Source organism: Teretinema zuelzerae, from assembly GCF_021021555.1.
Lineage (GTDB): Bacteria > Spirochaetota > Spirochaetia > Treponematales > Treponemataceae > Teretinema > Teretinema zuelzerae.
Map to the genome: position 1 here is coordinate 1,846,558 of NZ_JAINWA010000003.1, position 19,801 is coordinate 1,866,358.

General features: G+C 32.3%; 18 protein-coding genes. All 18 read right to left on the reverse strand.

Features of this window, described 5'->3' with window-relative positions; all coding sequences use genetic code 11:
- Window positions 1-46: 46 nt before the first annotated feature.
- Entirely contained in the window at window positions 47-736 is a 690-nt protein-coding gene (locus K7J14_RS15385; protein ID WP_230758484.1) for an AAC(3) family N-acetyltransferase, read from the reverse strand.
- A gap of 214 nt (window positions 737-950) precedes the next feature.
- Complete coding sequence (locus tag K7J14_RS15390; RefSeq protein WP_230758487.1) at window positions 951-1,439, reverse strand: GNAT family N-acetyltransferase; 489 nt, start codon at window positions 1,437-1,439, stop codon at window positions 951-953.
- Between the two features lie 812 nt (window positions 1,440-2,251).
- Entirely contained in the window at window positions 2,252-2,572 is a 321-nt protein-coding gene (locus K7J14_RS15395; protein WP_230758500.1) for a type II toxin-antitoxin system RelE family toxin, read from the reverse strand.
- A gap of 3 nt (window positions 2,573-2,575) precedes the next feature.
- Window positions 2,576-2,845, reverse strand: coding sequence for a type II toxin-antitoxin system Phd/YefM family antitoxin (locus tag K7J14_RS15400; RefSeq protein WP_230758502.1), 270 nt, complete (start codon window positions 2,843-2,845; stop codon window positions 2,576-2,578).
- A 274-nt stretch (window positions 2,846-3,119) separates the two neighbouring features.
- Entirely contained in the window at window positions 3,120-3,896 is a 777-nt protein-coding gene (locus K7J14_RS15405) for a hypothetical protein (RefSeq protein ID WP_230758504.1), read from the reverse strand.
- A 1,009-nt stretch (window positions 3,897-4,905) separates the two neighbouring features.
- Window positions 4,906-5,280, reverse strand: coding sequence for a hypothetical protein (locus tag K7J14_RS15410; RefSeq protein ID WP_230758511.1), 375 nt, complete (start codon window positions 5,278-5,280; stop codon window positions 4,906-4,908).
- Between the two features lie 203 nt (window positions 5,281-5,483).
- On the reverse strand, window positions 5,484-6,206 hold the full coding sequence (locus tag K7J14_RS15415) for a class I SAM-dependent methyltransferase (protein ID WP_230758514.1): 723 nt from the start codon (window positions 6,204-6,206) through the stop codon (window positions 5,484-5,486).
- Between the two features lie 216 nt (window positions 6,207-6,422).
- Window positions 6,423-6,977 (reverse strand): YdeI/OmpD-associated family protein, encoded by a 555-nt coding sequence (locus K7J14_RS15420; protein WP_230758517.1) that lies wholly within the window; start codon window positions 6,975-6,977, stop codon window positions 6,423-6,425.
- A 1,494-nt stretch (window positions 6,978-8,471) separates the two neighbouring features.
- Window positions 8,472-9,275 (reverse strand): hypothetical protein, encoded by an 804-nt coding sequence (locus K7J14_RS15425; protein WP_230758520.1) that lies wholly within the window; start codon window positions 9,273-9,275, stop codon window positions 8,472-8,474.
- A 331-nt stretch (window positions 9,276-9,606) separates the two neighbouring features.
- Window positions 9,607-10,677, reverse strand: a complete 1,071-nt coding sequence (locus tag K7J14_RS15430; protein ID WP_230758523.1) for an IS91 family transposase — start codon at window positions 10,675-10,677, stop codon at window positions 9,607-9,609.
- A gap of 555 nt (window positions 10,678-11,232) precedes the next feature.
- Complete coding sequence (locus K7J14_RS15435; RefSeq protein ID WP_230758526.1) at window positions 11,233-11,478, reverse strand: hypothetical protein; 246 nt, start codon at window positions 11,476-11,478, stop codon at window positions 11,233-11,235.
- 212 nt (window positions 11,479-11,690) lie between these two features.
- Window positions 11,691-12,368: a DUF4386 family protein gene (locus K7J14_RS15440; RefSeq protein ID WP_230758216.1), complete on the reverse strand. Its 678-nt coding sequence runs from the start codon at window positions 12,366-12,368 to the stop codon at window positions 11,691-11,693.
- Window positions 12,369-13,768: 1,400 nt separating this feature from the next.
- Window positions 13,769-14,329, reverse strand: coding sequence for a hypothetical protein (locus K7J14_RS15445; RefSeq protein WP_230758529.1), 561 nt, complete (start codon window positions 14,327-14,329; stop codon window positions 13,769-13,771).
- Window positions 14,330-14,363: 34 nt separating this feature from the next.
- A complete protein-coding gene (locus K7J14_RS15450) occupies window positions 14,364-14,657 on the reverse strand; it encodes a hypothetical protein (protein WP_230758531.1) in 294 nt (97 codons plus the stop codon).
- A gap of 148 nt (window positions 14,658-14,805) precedes the next feature.
- Window positions 14,806-15,618, reverse strand: a complete 813-nt coding sequence (locus K7J14_RS15455) for a class I SAM-dependent methyltransferase (RefSeq protein WP_230758533.1) — start codon at window positions 15,616-15,618, stop codon at window positions 14,806-14,808.
- 159 nt (window positions 15,619-15,777) lie between these two features.
- The gene (locus K7J14_RS15460) at window positions 15,778-16,296 is read right to left on the reverse strand and encodes a hypothetical protein (RefSeq protein WP_230758541.1); all 519 of its coding nucleotides are present in this window, start codon (window positions 16,294-16,296) and stop codon (window positions 15,778-15,780) included.
- Window positions 16,297-16,916: 620 nt separating this feature from the next.
- Entirely contained in the window at window positions 16,917-17,987 is a 1,071-nt protein-coding gene (locus K7J14_RS15465) for an IS91 family transposase (protein WP_456243442.1), read from the reverse strand.
- Window positions 17,988-18,574: 587 nt separating this feature from the next.
- Window positions 18,575-19,336, reverse strand: a complete 762-nt coding sequence (locus K7J14_RS15470; RefSeq protein WP_230758544.1) for a hypothetical protein — start codon at window positions 19,334-19,336, stop codon at window positions 18,575-18,577.
- Window positions 19,337-19,801 lie beyond the last annotated feature (465 nt).

Genomic DNA, 19,801 nt, shown 5'->3' on the forward strand with positions numbered 1-19,801 from the left:
AACCGTGACATAGCATTCTCAGGTTGAAGCTTTTGTTGGATGCTCTTTAAATATTAAATAGTTTATTGATATTGTGTTTTAGTTCATTTTCATAAATACTTACAATTTCTTTAACATTAAAGAACATACTGTCAGCATTTCCTATCTTTCCTTTCTTTAATAATCCTTTCTTTTCAGCCATAGCTTGTATTTTTAACCAGCCCTTTGTATATTTTGGTACAAGATCAGTTACTATAAAATATTCATTTTGATTATATATTTTTTGAATTTCTTCATTCATTGGTGTGAATAATTTAGGCCAAATATCATTCGGTATATTACCTTCAACATAATGCATTGCAGTCAATCTTCTAATGTCAACTCCAATCAATAAACCATAACCATTATCATCAATAAAGTTCATTAAATTCTCTATATATTTTACTGAGTTTTTACCCCACACAGCCATTCTATGCTGTCCTGTTCCCTTTAAGGTTTCTGAATTCTTTGAAAAAATATCTGCGATAATTCCCATGTCCGTTCTTTCATCATGATTTTCGTCCAACCATCTGCATTTTTTTTTAATTCCTAAAGACAAATCATGTTGTGTTAATGGTAAACATTTTGATAATGGAAAAGCGGGCATTACTATACTGCCATCTGATGTTATGATATTTTTAAGATCAGAAATTATACTATTGGCATCATAACTGTTATCTCCAATTGATTTCATTGAAGAATGAACTTCGATTGACATTCCTTTGCTAATTCCAATTGCAACTAAATCATTTTGTATACTTTTGATATTCTTCTCCTCGAGCGCCGAAGGCGTCCATCCAACATTTGGTTAACCTGCATTGCGTACATTGGCGTGAAAATTGCCTGGCGTAGCCAGAAAGCAATTTTCATGACAATAGCAATGTCAGGTTGAACCAGTTGTTAGTGCATTTTTTTGTAGTTATTTCAATCTATTAAAAAACTTCAATATTTTTAACCATTTTGTAATCTTCTTCATCTTCTTCAACAATGACAAAACCTTTTTTCTTATAAAACTTTATCCCTATACTATTATTTTTATCACAATATAACAAACATGTTTTTTTATTTACTTTAATTAGTTCATCTATAAACATTTGAAGTAGTAATGCACCTAAACCTTTACCAATTTCATCTGGATCTATATATAATCTATCTAACTTTTGTTCATTTACATTCCCAGATACGAATCCAACCATTTGTTTGTTAAGAAAAACTACTTTAAAAAAGTATTTACCATTTTTTACATTCTCAGAAATACCTTTGTGGTTTTGTTCTGAATACCAATCATTCAGACGTTCATTTAAGACATCTGGTTTCATAATATTAGAGTATGTAAAATGCCACGCTTTTTTTGCAAGGAGTAATAATTCAGCATGAAAATCTAAATTGAAATCATAAATTTTATAATCATTTTTAATCATCGTTTTATTTCTCTATAAATAAGTTGATTAACAAGAAAATATTTGTAAAATCCGAAAAAAATAAAAATATAGTACACTTAATACTTTCAATGGAATAACAATAATTATTTTGATTTGAAAAAACAAACAACAATAATTACTTTTTGTTATTTATCCTCGCGCGCCGAAGGCGTCGCACTAACATTTGCTTAACCTGCGTTTTGTTTGGCGCGGTTTTTGCCGAGCGTAGCGAAGTGCAAAAATCCGTGACAAGCAAATAAGTCAGGTTGAAGCAGTTGTTAGATCGCCAACTGTTAAACAATTTAGTTTATAACCAACTACATCAATGTTAGAAAACGATTTGCAGTACCATTAAAAACCCGAAGGCTGAATCCTTATGACTTGTTATAATGTGAAGACTGAGGAAACTCCTCTGCATATCGTTTTCTAACATCTGTTCCTGCAAGTTTTAGCACAAGTGGTATGAAGTCAACTTCATCAACGAAAGAAAAAGTTTTAATCACGATAACACTTTAAGTAATAAACTAGGTGCAAACTGTATAACCGTCTTCCAGAGTGTTATCATCTGTTGAACTTTTTCTTAAGTCTATTTTCAGTGACAGTTTACTTCAGTTATACACAATCTTCTTCCAAATCTATTTCTTTTTCTTCTATTAATAAGTGTAGATTGGTCGAACTAACATTTGCTTAACCTGCGTTTTGTTTGGCGCGGTTTTTGCCGAGCGTAGCGAAGTGCAAAAATCCGTGACAAGCAAATAAGTCAGGTTGAAGCAGTTGTTCTACGTTTTGTCCGAATTTAGACTCATCATCTTTTATTTATTGTTTTCTTCCTGTAATCTTTTTCCAATAGTTCTATAAATTTCTTCTTTTTCTCGTTTTCCAATTCCCCATACCTCAAGGACTTCAATTTTCTCTGGCGTAATCATTCGATATACAATCCTGAATTTTTTACCATGCGCATATATTTTATAAAAGCCAGAAAGGTCCATATTAAATTTATGACCAAGCTTTTCTCCTAAAAAAGGATTTTTTTTCAATTCTTCAATTTTTGTGTTTATACTCTTTTTAACACTACCATCAAGATCTTTATAATCTTTCGCAGCTTCAGGAATAAAGACTATTTTGTATTCCACTTCTTATTCCTTAATTTGTTCCCAAGCAACAGAATTATTAGCATTATAATTTTGAATACGTGATTTTATCATGTCATTAATTTCATAATACTCAAACATTTCTTCGAGATTTATTAAGTATTCATATTCCGAGAAAGGAACCATTACCGCTTCCATATTATTATTCTTAAGAATATAAACTGCTTCTCCTGTTTCAGATAATTCTCTTACAGTTTGAGTAAGCTCTTTTTGTAGTCTTGTAATAGGTATAATTCTATCTGTTTCTACTAACATATTAGTACCTCTCATATATATTATAATACATATTATTATATAATACAATAAGGTAAAATAACATTTTAATTACCTATTTGTTTATCCTGTAAGTATTTAACTTTTTTTAAATTGAACTTAAAACGATTTAGTAATATTTATCCGCTGCGCCGCAGGCGTCCGTAGAACATTTGCTTAACCTGCAATTCCGGCCCGTAGGGATTGGCGTGGTTTGTGCCGAGCGAAGCGACTAGCACAAACCATGACAAAAGGAATTGACAGGTTGAAGCAGTTGTTATGTTTTTTTCTTAAAGTATTTATAGAAAGTACCAGTATTTGTAATCATACTTGATGTTGTCCCAGATAATGTTAATCTATCAATAGATAATTCATCAATATGATAATGGTAAGATATTTCACCAGACATGGTAATAACGAGTTCTTTATTACTAGTATTATATATCCAATTCCCTATGGTATTTACCCAGCCAGTTAAATTGCTTGTTGAGCCAAAGTCCTGATAATGATGATAAATACAATTTCCATCATTTTTTATCAAAAGATATTTACCACTTCTATTGGCATCGTAGTACCAAGTCCCAACTAAGTAAGCAATTTCTTCTGGTACTTGTATAGATATTGATTTTGCGTATTTATATAATTCTACATAGTTTTCCAATCCACGTCCCATTGGGCCAGAAATATCCTTTTCTATTGTAATTTTCTCTGAAGTCTCATTGGTAATTGTATAATAACAATCTATACTATCTTCCCAACCAATCGAAAACTTTGTGTGTTCAGTATTAAGATACTTCCAGCTTCCATTTTTTGTTATAAAAGAATTCAAATTGGATGGTGAAGTGCTGAGATGCTGATAATATCTTAAATCAAAATTTCCATCAGAGCTAAAACTGACATAGTATCTGTCATCATCAATATTTGTGTACCATTTTCTCTCTAAAGAGAACATATGATTTATAGGATTTGTTGGGGGTGTTGATAATTCGCTATTTTGACAGGAAGTGATTACTGCAATTATAAGAACCAAAGGAATGAAACATTTATAAGTCATTTTGTCCTCCTTCACGCGCCGCGATAGCGGCGTCGACATAACATTTATTTAACCTGCATTGCGTACATTGGCGCACTTTTTGCCGAGCGAAGCGACTAGCAAAAAGTGTGACAATAGCAATGTCAGGTTGAAATAGTTGTTATCCAATTTTTGGTTTCAGTTCTGCTGTAGCTTCGTTTTCAACTAATTTGTGTACTAATCTTTTTACTTTTACAAACGTTACCAACGTCTTAAATTTTATTCCGCAACAAAAATATTTCCTACAAAAAGCTCCGTTTTAATCTTTATTCTACAGCAGCTGTGTACTAAACATTTTTCTTACCTTTTCTTTCTCTTTTCTTCTATTATATAAGATCAAATCCAGTCCAATTACCTTGATTCGTTTCTGCAAAACATCAAGATCTTATTGTATAAAACTATAGAATGATAACCAGCAACTGAATCAGTTACTTATTTTGATTTGCTTCATACAAGCCACTGTAAGGTTATTTCTCGAAAACAATTGTGCAGGATTCTCATTTTACTGCTGAATAACCACAGTAATCTAAAAACCTTATATCCAGGATCTTATCAATTCAAGATGTTAAAATCAATTGAAAAGCAACGTCCTACAGTCACCTTAAATTCTTGATAGTAAAAACGGAACACTGTTTTGCTGTTTTATTTTTAATGTATCTTCAGCATTTGTCGCGAGAACTTGCACCGTATTCCAAAATATATTTCGAGATTTATAAGCGTTTTTAGTTCTTCCATCCTCGCCCGCCGAAGGCGTGGGGATAACATTTGTTTAACCTGCATTGCGTCCATTGGCGCACTTTTTGCCGAGCGAAGCGACAAGCAAAAAGTGTGACAATAGCAATGTCAGGTTGAAACAGTTGTTAGAGATTTTTTTCGCCATTTGCGGTTCCAAATTTCTTTTTATTCTTATTGAATAACTCTTATTATTTAATTCTTTTCAGAATTGTATTCTGTATTTTTTAATCCTTATTAAAAAACCAATTTATTCGATTTAATCTAATGCAATTATCAATATACATATGAATTGTATTAGTGCGACAGGAGCCCATATTCGTTCAATCTTACTTGGTGTGATTGTATTTAATACAATACCAAAACCATAGTATGCTGCAACAATCCAAATCAATATTTTTGACAGGTTTAGGAAGTTTTGAAATATAAGACCAACCCTAATTATTACAATAACTGCAAGCCCTATTAGGATTACAATGCTTATTAATGGTATTAGTCTTTTATTTTTTGGATAGGAACCAGGAAATCTCCCTCCCATTGATGCACTCCCCCATGGAACACCAAGTAATAAACAAATCTGAAAAGTTATTATACATATACTTAAAAGCAAATAAATCGTTAACGGCACTGTCATGTTTTTAACCTTCCTATATGAAGTATAAATTAATTATGCTCTACTTAATAAGTAAACTTACAAACGAATCCGTTCCTCCGCCGGGCCGAAGGCCTCGCTCTAACATTTAGTTAACCTGCATTTCCGGCCCGCAGGGCTTGGCGGAATTTTTGCTGAGCGTAGCGATTGGCAAAAATTGTGACAACAGGAAATGTCAGGTTGAACTAGTTGTTAGATAATTTTTCCTTTATACAACAGTAAATCAAACCAATTTCATTTCCAGATATTTCAATGCGGTCATTTAACGATGAATAACATTCTATATTCTTAAAACCAGAATTTTCCAAAAAAAACATACCTTCAGGATATGTCCAATTTCGAAATATGTGGTTTTCTTGAATAAAATTAATTACTTTAGATCCTTTTAATATTTTTATTTTTTGAGTTTCGATTAAATAACTTTTTAATAAATCCACTTTATAATCTAATTTTACTTTATATTTGAATCCATTATCTTTGAAGATATGTTTACGATTTTTAATATATTTTATTATTCCTAAAATATTTTCCTGATGAAGAATAAATACTCCTCCTGGATTTAATGAATTATAAATTGTATTTAATGTGTTCTTAATATTTTCATTTGATAAAATATGCCCAAATGCTCCATATGAAAATATACAATCATATTTTTCTGCATTTAAATCGTTAGTGAATTTTAGCTTATATTCATCATTGCTTACTTTTTTTTGAGCTAATTTTAACATTTTTTCTGATACATCATATCCAGTTACAGAATACATATTTTTTGAGAGAAATAATGAATCTATTCCAGTCCCACATCCAAAATCCAGTATTTTATCTATTTTGATTAAAGATTTTTTACTTAAAATAAATTGTATAAAATCAAAAATCTTCTTGGGATTTTTTTGATATACTTTTTCCATTATCAAATCATATTATTCAGCTCCAGATTCATAACTTGTATTCACTGATTATTATCCTTTTAATACTTTTTCCTCGCCCGCCGAAGGCGTGTATCTAACATTTGCTTAACCTGCGTTTTGTTTGGCGCGGTTTTTGCCGAGCGTAGCGAAGAGCAAAAATCCGTGACAAGCAAATAAGTCAGGTTGAAGCAGTTGTTAGGCGTCTATTTGATTAAATTAATACAACATTCCGTTATAGTTATTTTGGAGTGCATCAATTATTTTATTTCTTCTTTTATTTTTTGTTTCTTCGGTTTTAGCATCACAATAAAAGCCAGCAAATTGCTTTTGTTTTGATAATGGTTTTTCATTGTATAATCTTACTATTTCGGGCATTGTTTGAAGCACATTTCTTAAACACTCTATTTTATCTTCTATACTTAATTGAGTATTTTCGTTGCTAATTTCTGGTAAATAAACATCAACACCGGATTTTGTCATTGCATTATTATCTACCATTTTCTTAAATATTTGCTTATTCTTCTCTGACCATTTATGAACATCTTTTCTTTTTGAAAAATATTTTCTATATCTTTCATCATTTATTGACTTCATAACCCCATCAATCCATCCAAAGCAGATTGATTCCTCTAGTGCGTCATTTGCAGTAAAATCTTTATTACCCTTTTTAAACTCTATCCGAATACTATTTTCTTTTTTGTGATTAATTACCAACCATTCTCTATATTTAACCCTATTCTCAAATTCAAGAACAACAACATCTTCATTCATATCGAACCTCGCTACAATCAATACAAAGAAAAAATATTTCAAGTTTTAATTATATATTTTCCTCTGCCCGAAGGGTCCGCCTAACATTTGCTTAACCTGCGTTTTGTTTGGCGCGGTTTTTGCCGAGCGTAGCGAAGTGCAAAAATCCGTGACAAGCAAATAAGTCAGGTTGAAGCAGTTGTTAGTTTATTTTTTTGTCCGTATTACTGATGTAATAATAATCAATATTCCAACTGCGAAAGAAACATAACTTACTGGTTCTCCAATATTTAGAAAACCTATTAACAGTTGTAAAATACCTAATAGAATCATACTAATTGTTAGTGATTTATTCTAACCGTTTTTAATTCTTTACTCAAAAAATAAATCAACAGCACTACAGTGATTAATAAAAATACAAACAGTATAGTATTCATGTTCCTTTCCTATTTAAAATTCAAATTCTCTTAAAATTCTTTTGTTTCTGATAAGTTTCCAAATAATTCTTTATCCAAAGATTACATTATTCTTTTCTTCAACAAAATATTCCTATCTTCATAATAATCATTATGTGTAGAAGGGTTTTAAGCACGTAAACTGTTTTTATCATTTTTCTTTATTTTTTTTAATTTACTAAAAGCACTAAGGATTCTTTATTACATGAGCTAGTCCGTTCAATTGTTGACAGTTTATTTTACTCAATATTATTGTCTTTATTTTTTTGTAGCTTCATTCTTACTAAGACAAAAACAATCCTATTAATCAATTCCATTAATGTGTCGAACTGTTATAAGCATTAATTAAATTCATGTAATTTCCGAAAAAACAGAAGCCTTGTTACAGCATTTTACAATGCATTTTTCCTCGCGCGCCGAAGGCGTCAACCTAACATTTGCTTAACCTGTAATTCCGGCCCGTAGGGATTGGCGTGAAAATTGCCAAGCGAAGCGACAGCAATTTTCATGACAAAAGGAATTATCAGGTTGAAGCAGTTGTTAGATCGCCAACTGTTTAACAATTCAGTTTATAACCAACTACATCAATGTTAGAAAACGATTTGCAGTACCATTAAAAACCCGAAGGCTGAATCCTTATGACTTGTTATAATGTGAAGACTGAGGCAACTCTTCTGCATATCGTTTTCTAACATCTGTTCCTGCAAGTTTTAGCACAAGTGGTATGAAGTCAACTTCATCAACGAAAGAAAAAGTTTTAATCACGATAACACTTTAAGTAATAAACTAGGTGCAAACTGTATAACCGTCTTCCAGAGTGTTATCATCTGTTGAACTTTTTCTTAAGTCTATTTTCAGTGACAGTTTACTTCAGTTATACACAATCTTCTTCCAAATCTATTTCTTTTTCTTCTATTAATAAGTGTAGATTGGTCGAACTAACATTTGCTTAACCTGCGAGGCGTAATGGCGCGGTTCTTGCCGAGGAGCGAAGCGACGACAAGCAAGAATCGTGACATAGCCGAGTCAGGTTGAAGCAGTTGTTAGATGAAAATTCCTATTACATTTTCTTTTTATATTCATTTGAATCAAATTCAGATAAATAACTTTGAAATACTTCAAGATCAAAACGTGTAAGCTTATCGTTATCAAATGAATAGTTAAGTATTTCAGAATTATCGTTTACGTGATTAAGAAACCTCAAAGTCATCCATTCTGTTTTGTCTTTTAGTAACGGATTTTCAATAATTTCGATAAGAATTCCACAATACGAACTCAGGATCTTTGTATACTGCCAAAAACTGTCAGTATATTCTCTCATGTTCTTAAACATGTCTATATAATAGATTCCATCAAAATCACATGTTATAAAATCATCAATCCTAACATCTCTTAATTCATGAGATATTTCTTTTATGTCTTTATATATTGCGGAATCAAGGATTACACGTGGATATTTAGCAATTTTTTTTTCACGATTATATGCATCTATTAATCCTGAACCAAATATTACTGTACTGTTATGTATCAATTTTCCGTATACAATAGATCCTCGAAGTAAAAAGCCTTGATATGTTGCATTTAGTAATAAATAGAACACATCCATTACTTCAAGATCAATATTACTAATTTCCTTTACGTTTATACTAACAATGATTAAATCAGAAAAAGCAGTTACTTGTTTAGTGTGAGAAAGTTTCAGAGAATCATTTTTATCCTTAAAAAAATCATTTATCATTTTAAGAAAAGAATTTATTTTATTAATTTTTATTTCTGTATTCACTTGAGAAATAGTAGTGTAGTTTACAAAATCAGTAAAACCTAATACATCAATATAAATGATTAATCTATCTTCATAGTCCATAAATGTCCTCGGGTTTATTAAATATGAATTTTGCGCCGCGTAAGCGGCGTCCATCTAATATTTGCTTAACCTGCATTGCGAAGCAATGTCAGGTTGAAGCAGTTGTTAGTCGCTTCTCTCTTATTGCATTTCAAATGATTTGATTTGGAAGATTTTTCAGGTTTCTTTCTACTATTTGCTGCTTTTAATACTTATACTCATCATCTTTTGTACTAGTTTCATTTTTTATTATATCTCTTTCACATTTATTTCTTTCATTTCTTTTTTTTGGACATATCTTTACCAGGTCTTTTACTATCTTGGAGTCGCTATACTCTTACACCCATTCTCTTTACGTTTCAGGAAGCTTTATCTTACACAATATTTCATGTGCAGGAACTTCTTCATACGGTTCCAAGGTCATAATGATTTCCATTGCCGCATGACATATAGGACAATGATCTACACATTCCGCTTCTTCCATCTCTATTTCCATCGGAAATATTTTCTGCAGTTTTTCTAACTTATTGCTGTATTGGTTTGAGTATAATCCATAATTCCGTACTGTTACAGTATGAGGGACAGGTATGTGATTCATGTATCGAGATACAAACAGTTCCTTATCCAACTCAATTCGCGTCTCTTTCCCTGCATGACGTTCAATATAACTAAATGTTCCTTTCTCTTCGTTTTCCACCAATTCTTGATTAAGGTTTATCACTACACCCTTAGCGGCGTGTGCTAAATATCCTATTATCTTTTGTACATTTCCCTGATAATATGTTGCGTATACATTCCATTCGCGATCATTAATATCCTTCTGTTCAGGAATATCTTGTATATGTTTTCTCTGTAATTCTTTAACAAGATATTCTTTTATCACATCAGTAATTCGCGTATATGATATCGTTCCTAACGGCATCCAGTCACCGTTACCAGTCAGTCCACCATCAGATAACACGCAATGTATATGCGGTTTATAAGACATCCCCTTTCCATGTGTTTGAAATACCGCTATACATCCAGGGGTTATTCCATAATATTTCGATATGTTATTTATTGCACGCTTTACACATTCGAAAAAAGCGTTCATGAAATCTTTCTTATTTCTGAGCCACACGCCAGTGAAAACCTGTGGAATTGATATGACTAAATGAAAGTGATTAACATTTAAAACAGATGTTAATACCTTATCCTCCCATCTTTTCTGGTTCGCTTTATAACAGATAGGACAACCACGTTGGTTACAGGAATTATATACAGTTGCGATTGTTCCACATTTTGTGCATTGCACAACTCGGCCGCCATACCGGGTTGTTTTACACTCCCTCATATTCTGAAGAGAGCGTTTTTGTTTCGCATCAAGCTTAAAGGATCTTTTAAGCGCAACAGAGCATATCTGCTCGAGTATACGGTTCTTCATACATAGCTTGTATGCACAAATTCCTTTTCCTGCCTAACATATTCTTTCTTTTCCTCGGCGCCGTAGGCGTCCGACTAACATTTGCTTAACCTGCGTTTTGTTTGGCGCGGTTTTTGCCGAGCGTAGCGAAGTGCAAAAATCCGTGACAAGCAAATAAGTCAGGTTGAAGCAGTTGTTAGAAACTTTTTTTTCGTTATATGCAATAGAAAGAACAGAACGCTTCCCAATTTCATATAACAGAATATTTTTCTTTGTATAATTTTCATATAAAACATTTTCGATACTTTTATTTATTATCTATTTCCTAAAAAGAAAAACCTCTCCATCTTTTTTTCATCAGTTTCTTTAATATCTTTTTAATCCATTTTTTTAGCATTTTCTTTTAATCATTTCTGATTTTACAGTGATTATTTTTTTAATGGTTCCATCTACATAATATTGTCTTTAAAAAAATACAATATTTTATTAAATCATATAGCTCATTATTTTATTCAATAAAAAAACTATTTAAAAGTTTTTATACAAAACTCTACTTGCTTGAATTTAAAAGTAATATCATAAAAATTCACTCTTAACCAACTTTTCTTGTTTTTCCCAATTATAACATCCAAAAAAATACCCACCAATCATCCAAACTAAATAATGAATAAATACCAAGACGATACTATTTACTTTATTCAATAAAATAAGAGGCACAATACTAGACGTACCACAAATAGAACCCCAAAACAAAGATCCGTAAAGCATTGCATATTTCTGTTTTCCTAACTGTCTTAACTTAACCCATTTCTCATTAATCATCGTGCGACTCCCTAAAAGAATTTATCAGTGCTTTATAAAAGGATATTCATTCTTACGTAGTTGAGAAGAACTATATTTCTTTTCTCCGCGGCGGCGCAGCCGTCTTTCTAACATTTGCTTAACCTGCGAGGCGTCATGGCGCGATTCTTGCCGAGGAGCGCAGCGACGACTAGCAAGAATCGTGACATAGCCGAGTCAGGTTGAAGCAGTTGTTAGATTTCTTTTCCTATTCTTACAAAGATCTTTGCATATAAAATGCTAAAGACGTACCATGGAATCAATGATAGCAATGAAAAAATTAAACCAATTGTTCCAGCAGTTGAAGGAATAATCATAAATATTGCTGCGAATAATCCCCAGGTTGCAGTTGCTTTTGAATAATATTTAGATTTATACATTAAAATGGAAATACAAAATAATGCAATTCCATTAAGAACATAATATGTATCAAAAGCTGTCCCTTGCCATCCTAATAAGCATGCTTTTCCAGCTGATTCAAATATTATCTTTTCAGTTTCAATATTTGTGCTAAAATATTCGTAGGAAAGTTTTAATATCTCGAAAGTTTTATTTGATGAAATATATGCTGAAATTCCAATTAATCCTAAAGCTATACCTATTTGTATTACACCTTTATTTACTTCTTTTAAAGTATGATAAAAAGCTAAATATATAATACTAATTAGAATATTATTAATTAAAATAAAAAAATCTGCATGAAAAAATCCGATTACTAAATTATCTTTAAACAAAGAAAACCATTCGATAGTTGTAGTAGGTAGCTTCGTTAATGCAAATACAAGTATCTGAATTGGAATAATGGTGAGCATAATAATCGTTGAAATAAATGCTGTTTTGTAGAGTGACTTGTAATCTTTTAATGCGTTCATTTTGGTTTTTTCTCCTTTTGCCCGAAGGGTCAATCTAACATTTATTTAACCTGCATTGCGTACATTGGCGCACTTTTTGCCGAGCGAAGCGACTAGCAAAAAGTGTGACAATAGCAATGTCAGGTTGAAATAGTTGTTATCCAATTTTTGGTTTCAGTTCTGCTGTAGCTTCGTTTCCAACTAATTTGTGTACTAAGCTTTTTACTTTTACAAACGTTACCAACGTCTTAAATTTTAATACGCAACAAAAATATTTCCTACAGAAAGCTCCGTTATGTTTTTATTCTACAGCAGCTTTATACAAAACATTTTTCTTATTTTTATCTCTTTTCTTCTATTATATAAGACCAAATCCAGTCCAATTATCTTGATTCGTTTCTACATAACCAACAAGATCCTATTGTATAAAACCATAGAATGATAACCAGTAACTGAATCAGTTACTTATTTTTGATTTGCTTCATACAAGCCACTGTAAGGTTATTTCTCGAAACCAATTGTGCAGGATTCTCATTTTACTGCTGAATAACCACAGTAATCTAAAAACCTTATATCCAGGATCTTTTCAATTCAAGATGTTAAAATCAATTGAAAAGCAACGTCCTACAGTCGCCTTAAATTCTTGGAAGTGAAAACGGAACACTGCTTTGCTGTTTTATTTTTAATGGATCTTCAGCATTTGTCGCGAGAGCTTGCACCGTAATCCAAATTATATTTCGAGATTTATAAGCGTTTTTAGTTCTTCCATCCTCGCCCGCCGAAGGCGTGGGGATAACATTTGCTTAACCTGCGTTTTGTTTGGCGCGGTTTTTGCCGAGCGTAGCGAAGTGCAAAAATCCGTGACAAGCAAATAAGTCAGGTTGAAGCAGTTGTTAGATCGCCAACTGTTAAACAATTTAGTTTATAACCAACTACATCAATGTTAGAAAACGATTTGCAGTACCATTAAAAACCCGAAGGCTGAATCCTTATGACTTGTTATAATGTGAAGACTGAGGCAACTCTTCTGCATATCGTTTTCTAACATCTGTTCCTGCAAGTTTTAGCACAAGTGGTATGAAGTCAACTTCATCAACGAAAGAAAAAGTTTTAATCACGATAACACTTTAAGTAATAAACTAGGTGCCAACTGTATAACCGTCTTCCAGAGTGTTATCATCTGTTGAACTTTTTCTTAAGTCTATTTTCAGTGACAGTTTACTTCAGTTATACACAATCTTCTTCCAAATCTCTTTCTTTTTCTTCTATTAATAAGTGTAGATTGGTCGAACTAACATTTGCTTAACCTGTATTTTCGCGCCCGCAGGGCTTGGCGCATTTTGTGCGTCAGGAGCGTAGCGACAGCACAAAATGTGACAAAGAAAATATCAGGTTGAAGCAGTTGTTAGGTGAGTATTTCTTTAAAGCTCTTTTTTTGATTCCTCGTTGCTTTGTTGTACTGCTTTTTCTTGAATTTCATTTGGTTCATAAACAACTCGTAACGCAAGATTTCCAGCACCGCCACGTAAGATTATACTTATTTTTGTATCGCTAATAAACCAAGTACTCATATATATTCCACGACCATTCTGTAATGCAACAGCTTTAAGCGTAACATCATCAGGATCACCAATAATTGTCCGATCATCAGTTGTTGGTTTTCCATATTTTTCAATTAATAATTTATAAATGCTTTCATATTCTACCACATATTGCTCTGGTACCAATATTGATTCTGTATATAACAACATGCCTCTAATCAATTTATCATCTGCATAGCCGAAATACGCTCTATATAATTGATTGTTTAATTTAATGTCATATCCATAGAATATGGCATCTGAAGATTTTACTATTTCTAATTCTTTTCCATTTTTTAACTGCATTTCAGCTCTGGTAGAATTCCACGAAAATCCTCGAAATTCTGCGAACAATGGAGAAATACACAAGAAAACGATCGCAAAAATAATAATTCGTTTCATATAATTACCTCTTTTACTAAAAGTTTTTAGGTGCTTAAATATACATAATTACTTGATCTGAAATATTTTTTGGGTTGTTAACAGCCATTATTACTAAAACACTGTAAATAATTACATACGTATTATGGTCACCACTGTATTCCATATTATAGTTCTTTTTAATTTGATTATACAGTGTATCATTCACATGTTTTAATGCATTTGTCATTATATCTGACAATTCAAATAATTCATTTTTTTCACGATTTGAAATTAATGTTGCGAATAATTGTTGAATACGACTAATTGGGTAATTAGTCTTTAAAAGCGACTCATTTATATCTTTCATAGATCCTCCTGATATAACTATTGCGCCGAAGGCGTCCACCTAACATTTGCTTAACCTGCGTTTTGCTTGGCGCGGTTTTTGCCGAGCGTAGAGAAGTGCAAAAATCCGTGACAAGCAAATAAGTCAGGTTGAAGCAGTTGTTAGGTTTTTACTTCTTTACTTGTCCAATAAGAATCTCCATTCTCCAAGAAAATGTGTTTTGATTACGACTCAAAAAATACTTTTTTGCTTTTGGTCCATATAACCGTCCAGCGATTGCTGCGACCTCTTCAGGAGAATCATATATGGAATTATAGGTGAATATATGAGCATTTACTGAATCAATCAATGGAACACCAGAGAATATTGTCTTGTCCTTTTTAATAACTTCATCAGGATAATTACCAAGAAATATTTTTGGATCATTATTATTTGTTCCATTTAAATGGTCAGTTAGTTCTCCACATAATGCTTCTGGAATTGAACCCATCTGTATTAAGTAACCATTATTTTTTAATACACGATATGCTTCTTTATGATTTACCTCAGCCCATGAAAAAGTAACAGCATCGAATGTACTGTCAGAAAAAGGCAAATTATCTCTATCACCATATTCATAGTGAATGTTGTTAATTCCTTGTTTAGAAATTTCATCTTTTGCGAAATTCATTACAGAATCATATACATCCGTACTGGTAACGTACTTTGCTTTTTTTGACAATTCTATTGATGATCTACCAGTACCAGCCCCTATATCCAATACATTCATATCAGAGAAATCAATGATAGTATGAAGTTTTGAAATAAGCCCAACTGTAGATAGCGCAAAATCGTGATACAAGTCAGGAAATCGACTACTGAGCCAATCAAATTGAAAGTAACCTGGAACAGGATTTTCCTCGTTATATACTTTCCAAGAACCTTTTTCTGCAGCTTGCAGTTTGTAACCAGCATTTTTAATTGCTTCCAATGTTAATTCCATTCTTTTCTCCTCTTTTTTGCGCCGCGAAAGCGGCGTCAACCTAACATTTGCTTAACCTGTAATTCCGGCCCGTAGGGATTGGCGTGCTTTTTGCCGAGCGTAGCGACTGCAAAAAGCATGACAAAAGGAATTATCAGGTTGAAGCAGTTGTTCGATGTATTATTCTGTTAATGGATTTTCAGGATACTTCTGCTCATCCCAATATTTCCCAGAAAATCTATAACCTGATATTTCTGGTAATAGAAAACCAATATCATTCCAGTTACAAATGACAATTTCTCCATAAATTTCATTATCTAGAATACCCTTAATATTTTGACTATTCATTGCTGGTAATAAAGAATTAATAAATAGCTTTTCAGATAAATTGATTGCTTCACCCCATGATTTACTATTTCCATCATCTCTATTCAGTAATTTTCCAATATATAATTTATTAATTCGTGGAACATTTGTAAAATCAAAATCTGAATGCTGGGACAACCTATAACCAAACCTCTGATCTTGAGATTTTCCTAGATATAGTAATGTGTTTTGCCCGTATAAAAAATGAGATCCTGTAATATAGTATAAGCCATAACAATCTGATTCATTTAGAAAATGCTTATTACTATTTAAATTTTCAGAAATAATATGATCCCATTCAAATGATTCCCATGTAAAGTGATAAATTGTCATATATTTTTCCTTCTTAAGTATTCACTATGAGTCAGGAATTTCGATTCATTACTTAGATAGCTGGATGGTGCCTTTTAGTTGGACTTTTTGAACAAACATTATTCGTTAAGTTTGAAATTGTGGTACTTTTATATCCGCAATATATGCATGTATATTGACTTTTTTCATTTCCTTCATAAAGCTCATGATTTTTCCCATTTGGATTATGAGAACACTTATTATTTACCAGATTTGAAACACTTGATTGGTTATAACCGCACCACTTACAATAAAATTTATTTGCCATAATTTACTCCTACTAGATTAATTTCATTTATATTTAGCGCCGCTACGCGGCGTCCATCGAACATTTGCTTAACCTGCATTGCGAAGCAATGTCAGGTTGAAGCAGTTGTTAGTCGCTTCTCTCTTATTGCATTTCAAATGATTTGATTTGGAAGATTTTACAGGTTTCTTTCTATTATTTGCTGCTTTTAATACTTATACTCATCATCTTTTGTACTAGTTTCTTTTTTTATTATATCTCTTTCACATTTATTTCTTTCATTTCTCTTTTTTGGACATATCTTTACCAGGTCTTTTACTATCTTGGAGTCGCTATACTCTTACACCCATTCTCTTTACGTTTCAGGAAGCTTTATCTTACACAATATTTCATGTGCAGGAACTTCTTCATACGGTTCCAAGGTCATAATGATTTCCATTGCCGCATGACATATAGGACAATGATCTACACATTCCGCTTCTTCCATCTCTATTTCCATCGGAAATATTTTCTGCAGTTTTTCTAACTTATCGCTGTATTGGTTTGAGTATAATCCATAATTCCGTACTGTTACAGTATGAGGGACAGGTATGTGATTCATGTATCGAGATACAAACAGTTCCTTATCCAACTCAATTCGCGTCTCTTTCCCTGCATGACGTTCAATATAACTAAATGTTCCTTTCTCTTCGTTTTCCACCAATTCTTGATTAAGGTTTATCACTACACCCTTAGCGGCGTGTGCTAAATATCCTATTATCTTTTGTACATTTCCCTGATAATATGTTGCGTATACATTCCATTCGCGATCATTAATATCCTTCTGTTCAGGAATATCTTGTATATGTTTTCTCTGTAATTCTTTAACAAGATATTCTTTTATCACATCAGTAATTCGCGTATATGATATCGTTCCTAACGGCATCCAGTCACCGTTACCAGTCAGTCCACCATCAGATAACACGCAATGTATATGCGGTTTATAAGACATCCCCTTTCCATGTGTTTGAAATACCGCTATACATCCAGGGGTTATTCCATAATATTTCGATATGTTATTTATTGCACGCTTTACACATTCGAAAAAAGCGTTCATGAAATCTTTCTTATTTCTGAGCCACACGCCAGTGAAAACCTGTGGAATTGATATGACTAAATGAAAGTGATTAACATTTAATACAGATGTTAATACCTTATCCTCCCATCTTTTCTGGTTCGCTTTATAACAGATAGGACAACCACGTTGGTTACAGGAATTATATACAGTTGCGATTGTTCCACATTTTGTGCATTGCACAACTCGGCCGCCATACCGGGTTGTTTTACACTCCCTCATATTCTGAAGAGAGCGTTTTTGTTTCGCATCAAGCTTAAAGGATCTTTTAAGCGCAACAGAGCATATCTGCTCGAGTATACGGTTCTTCATGCATAGCTTGTATGCACAAATTCCTTTTCCTGCCTAACATATTCTTTCTTTTCCTCGGCGCCGTAGGCGTCCGACTAACATTTGCTTAACCTGCGTTTTGCTTGGCGCGGTTTTTGCCGAGCGCAGCGAAGTGCAAAAATCCGTGACAAGCAAATAAGTCAGGTTGAAGCAGTTGTTAGTTTTTTCTTAATCAATACTAGTTATGTGTAGAAATGTCTTAAACAAGTTAACTGGTTTAATTTCTTTTATACATTTCCATTTTGTGTAGATGCATTTTTATCAGAACAACTGGTCTAATTATATTTAACAATATTAATTCTTTCTCTTAATCATGTTTATTATGTGTAGAAGAGGTCTCATCAGATTAACTGGTTCAAGTCCCTTTTAAATCATTTCTAATTATGTGTCGAACTGTTACAGCATTTTAATGTTCTTCTGTCCTCGGGCGCCGAAGGCGTCAAACTAACATTTGCTTAACTTGTAATTCCGGCCCGTAGGGATTGGCATGAAAATTGCCGAGCGTAGCGACTGCAATTTTCATGACAAAAGGAATTATCAAGTTGAAGCAGTTGTTAGTTTATTTTTTCTTAGACTTTGTCTTTGAATTCCTCATATTTCATTCCTAACTTATCTTCAATTTTTGGTAATATTGAATTCCACATATTGAAAAAGACTTTTTTTCTTCTTTCAATTTCTTCTACTGTTATTGAATGTACTATTTGAATATTACTAATATCTTCAGAATAATTTGGTGGAAGTGTTTCAAGCTGTTTTGAGCAGAATATTCTCCATTTATAATCTGGTACTAATTCATTATTTAATGCAAACAAAGCATTAAAGAAATGTGTTAACCCCTCACTAAATTGATAATGAGCATTTTCAATATCTCCTCTGCGAATCCATAAGTCGGTTAACCTATTTATATACCATTCAGAAAGTGTGATTCCTGACATTAAGAACCATTTTTTTTCACTTTCACTTATTGATGTTTTATTTTCTATTAAACTTGTAATCAGGTTGCTTTTCTCCCAATACACTTGAGAGGTAGAATAAGCCCACCTTTTCCCCATTTCCCATTTAATTGCGAGTTCATTTTTATAATCAACATCAAAAATATGTAACTGATATCCATGATAATCAAATGTATCGGAAGTAATCTTTTGTCTATATTTTTTTCTAAAAATCGTTATATCAATATCAGAATCATTATCATAATAACCACGAACAATTGCACCGAGGAAAGCAATTCCTATTACATCTTTCTTGTTAATTTCATCAACATATTTTACTGCTAATTGGTAAGCTTCATTAAGCTTTTCATTATTGTTTGTTTTAAGCTTAAATTTCATTTTTTTCCTCGCGCGCCGAAGGCGTCAAACTAACATTTGCTTAACCTGCGTTTTGTTTGGCGCGGTTTTTTGCCGAGCGTAGCGAAGTGCAAAAATCCGTGACAAGCAAATAAGTCAGGTTGAAGCAGTTGTTAGTTTATTTTTTTGTCCGTATTACTGATGTAATAATAATCATTATTCCTGCTGCGAAAGAAAAACAACTTACTGGTTCTCCGATATTTAGAAAACCTATTAATAGTTGTAAAACACCTAACAGGATTGTACTAATTGATTGTGATTTATTCATTTGACCCATTTTCAATTCTTTACCCATAAAATAAATAATCAAAATTATCGTGATTACAAATAAAACAAAAAGAACAGAATTCATTTTTCCTTCTTATTTAAAATCTAAATTTTCTTAAAATTCTTAAGTTACTGATAAGTTTCCAAATAATTCTTTATCTAAAGATTACATTATTCTTT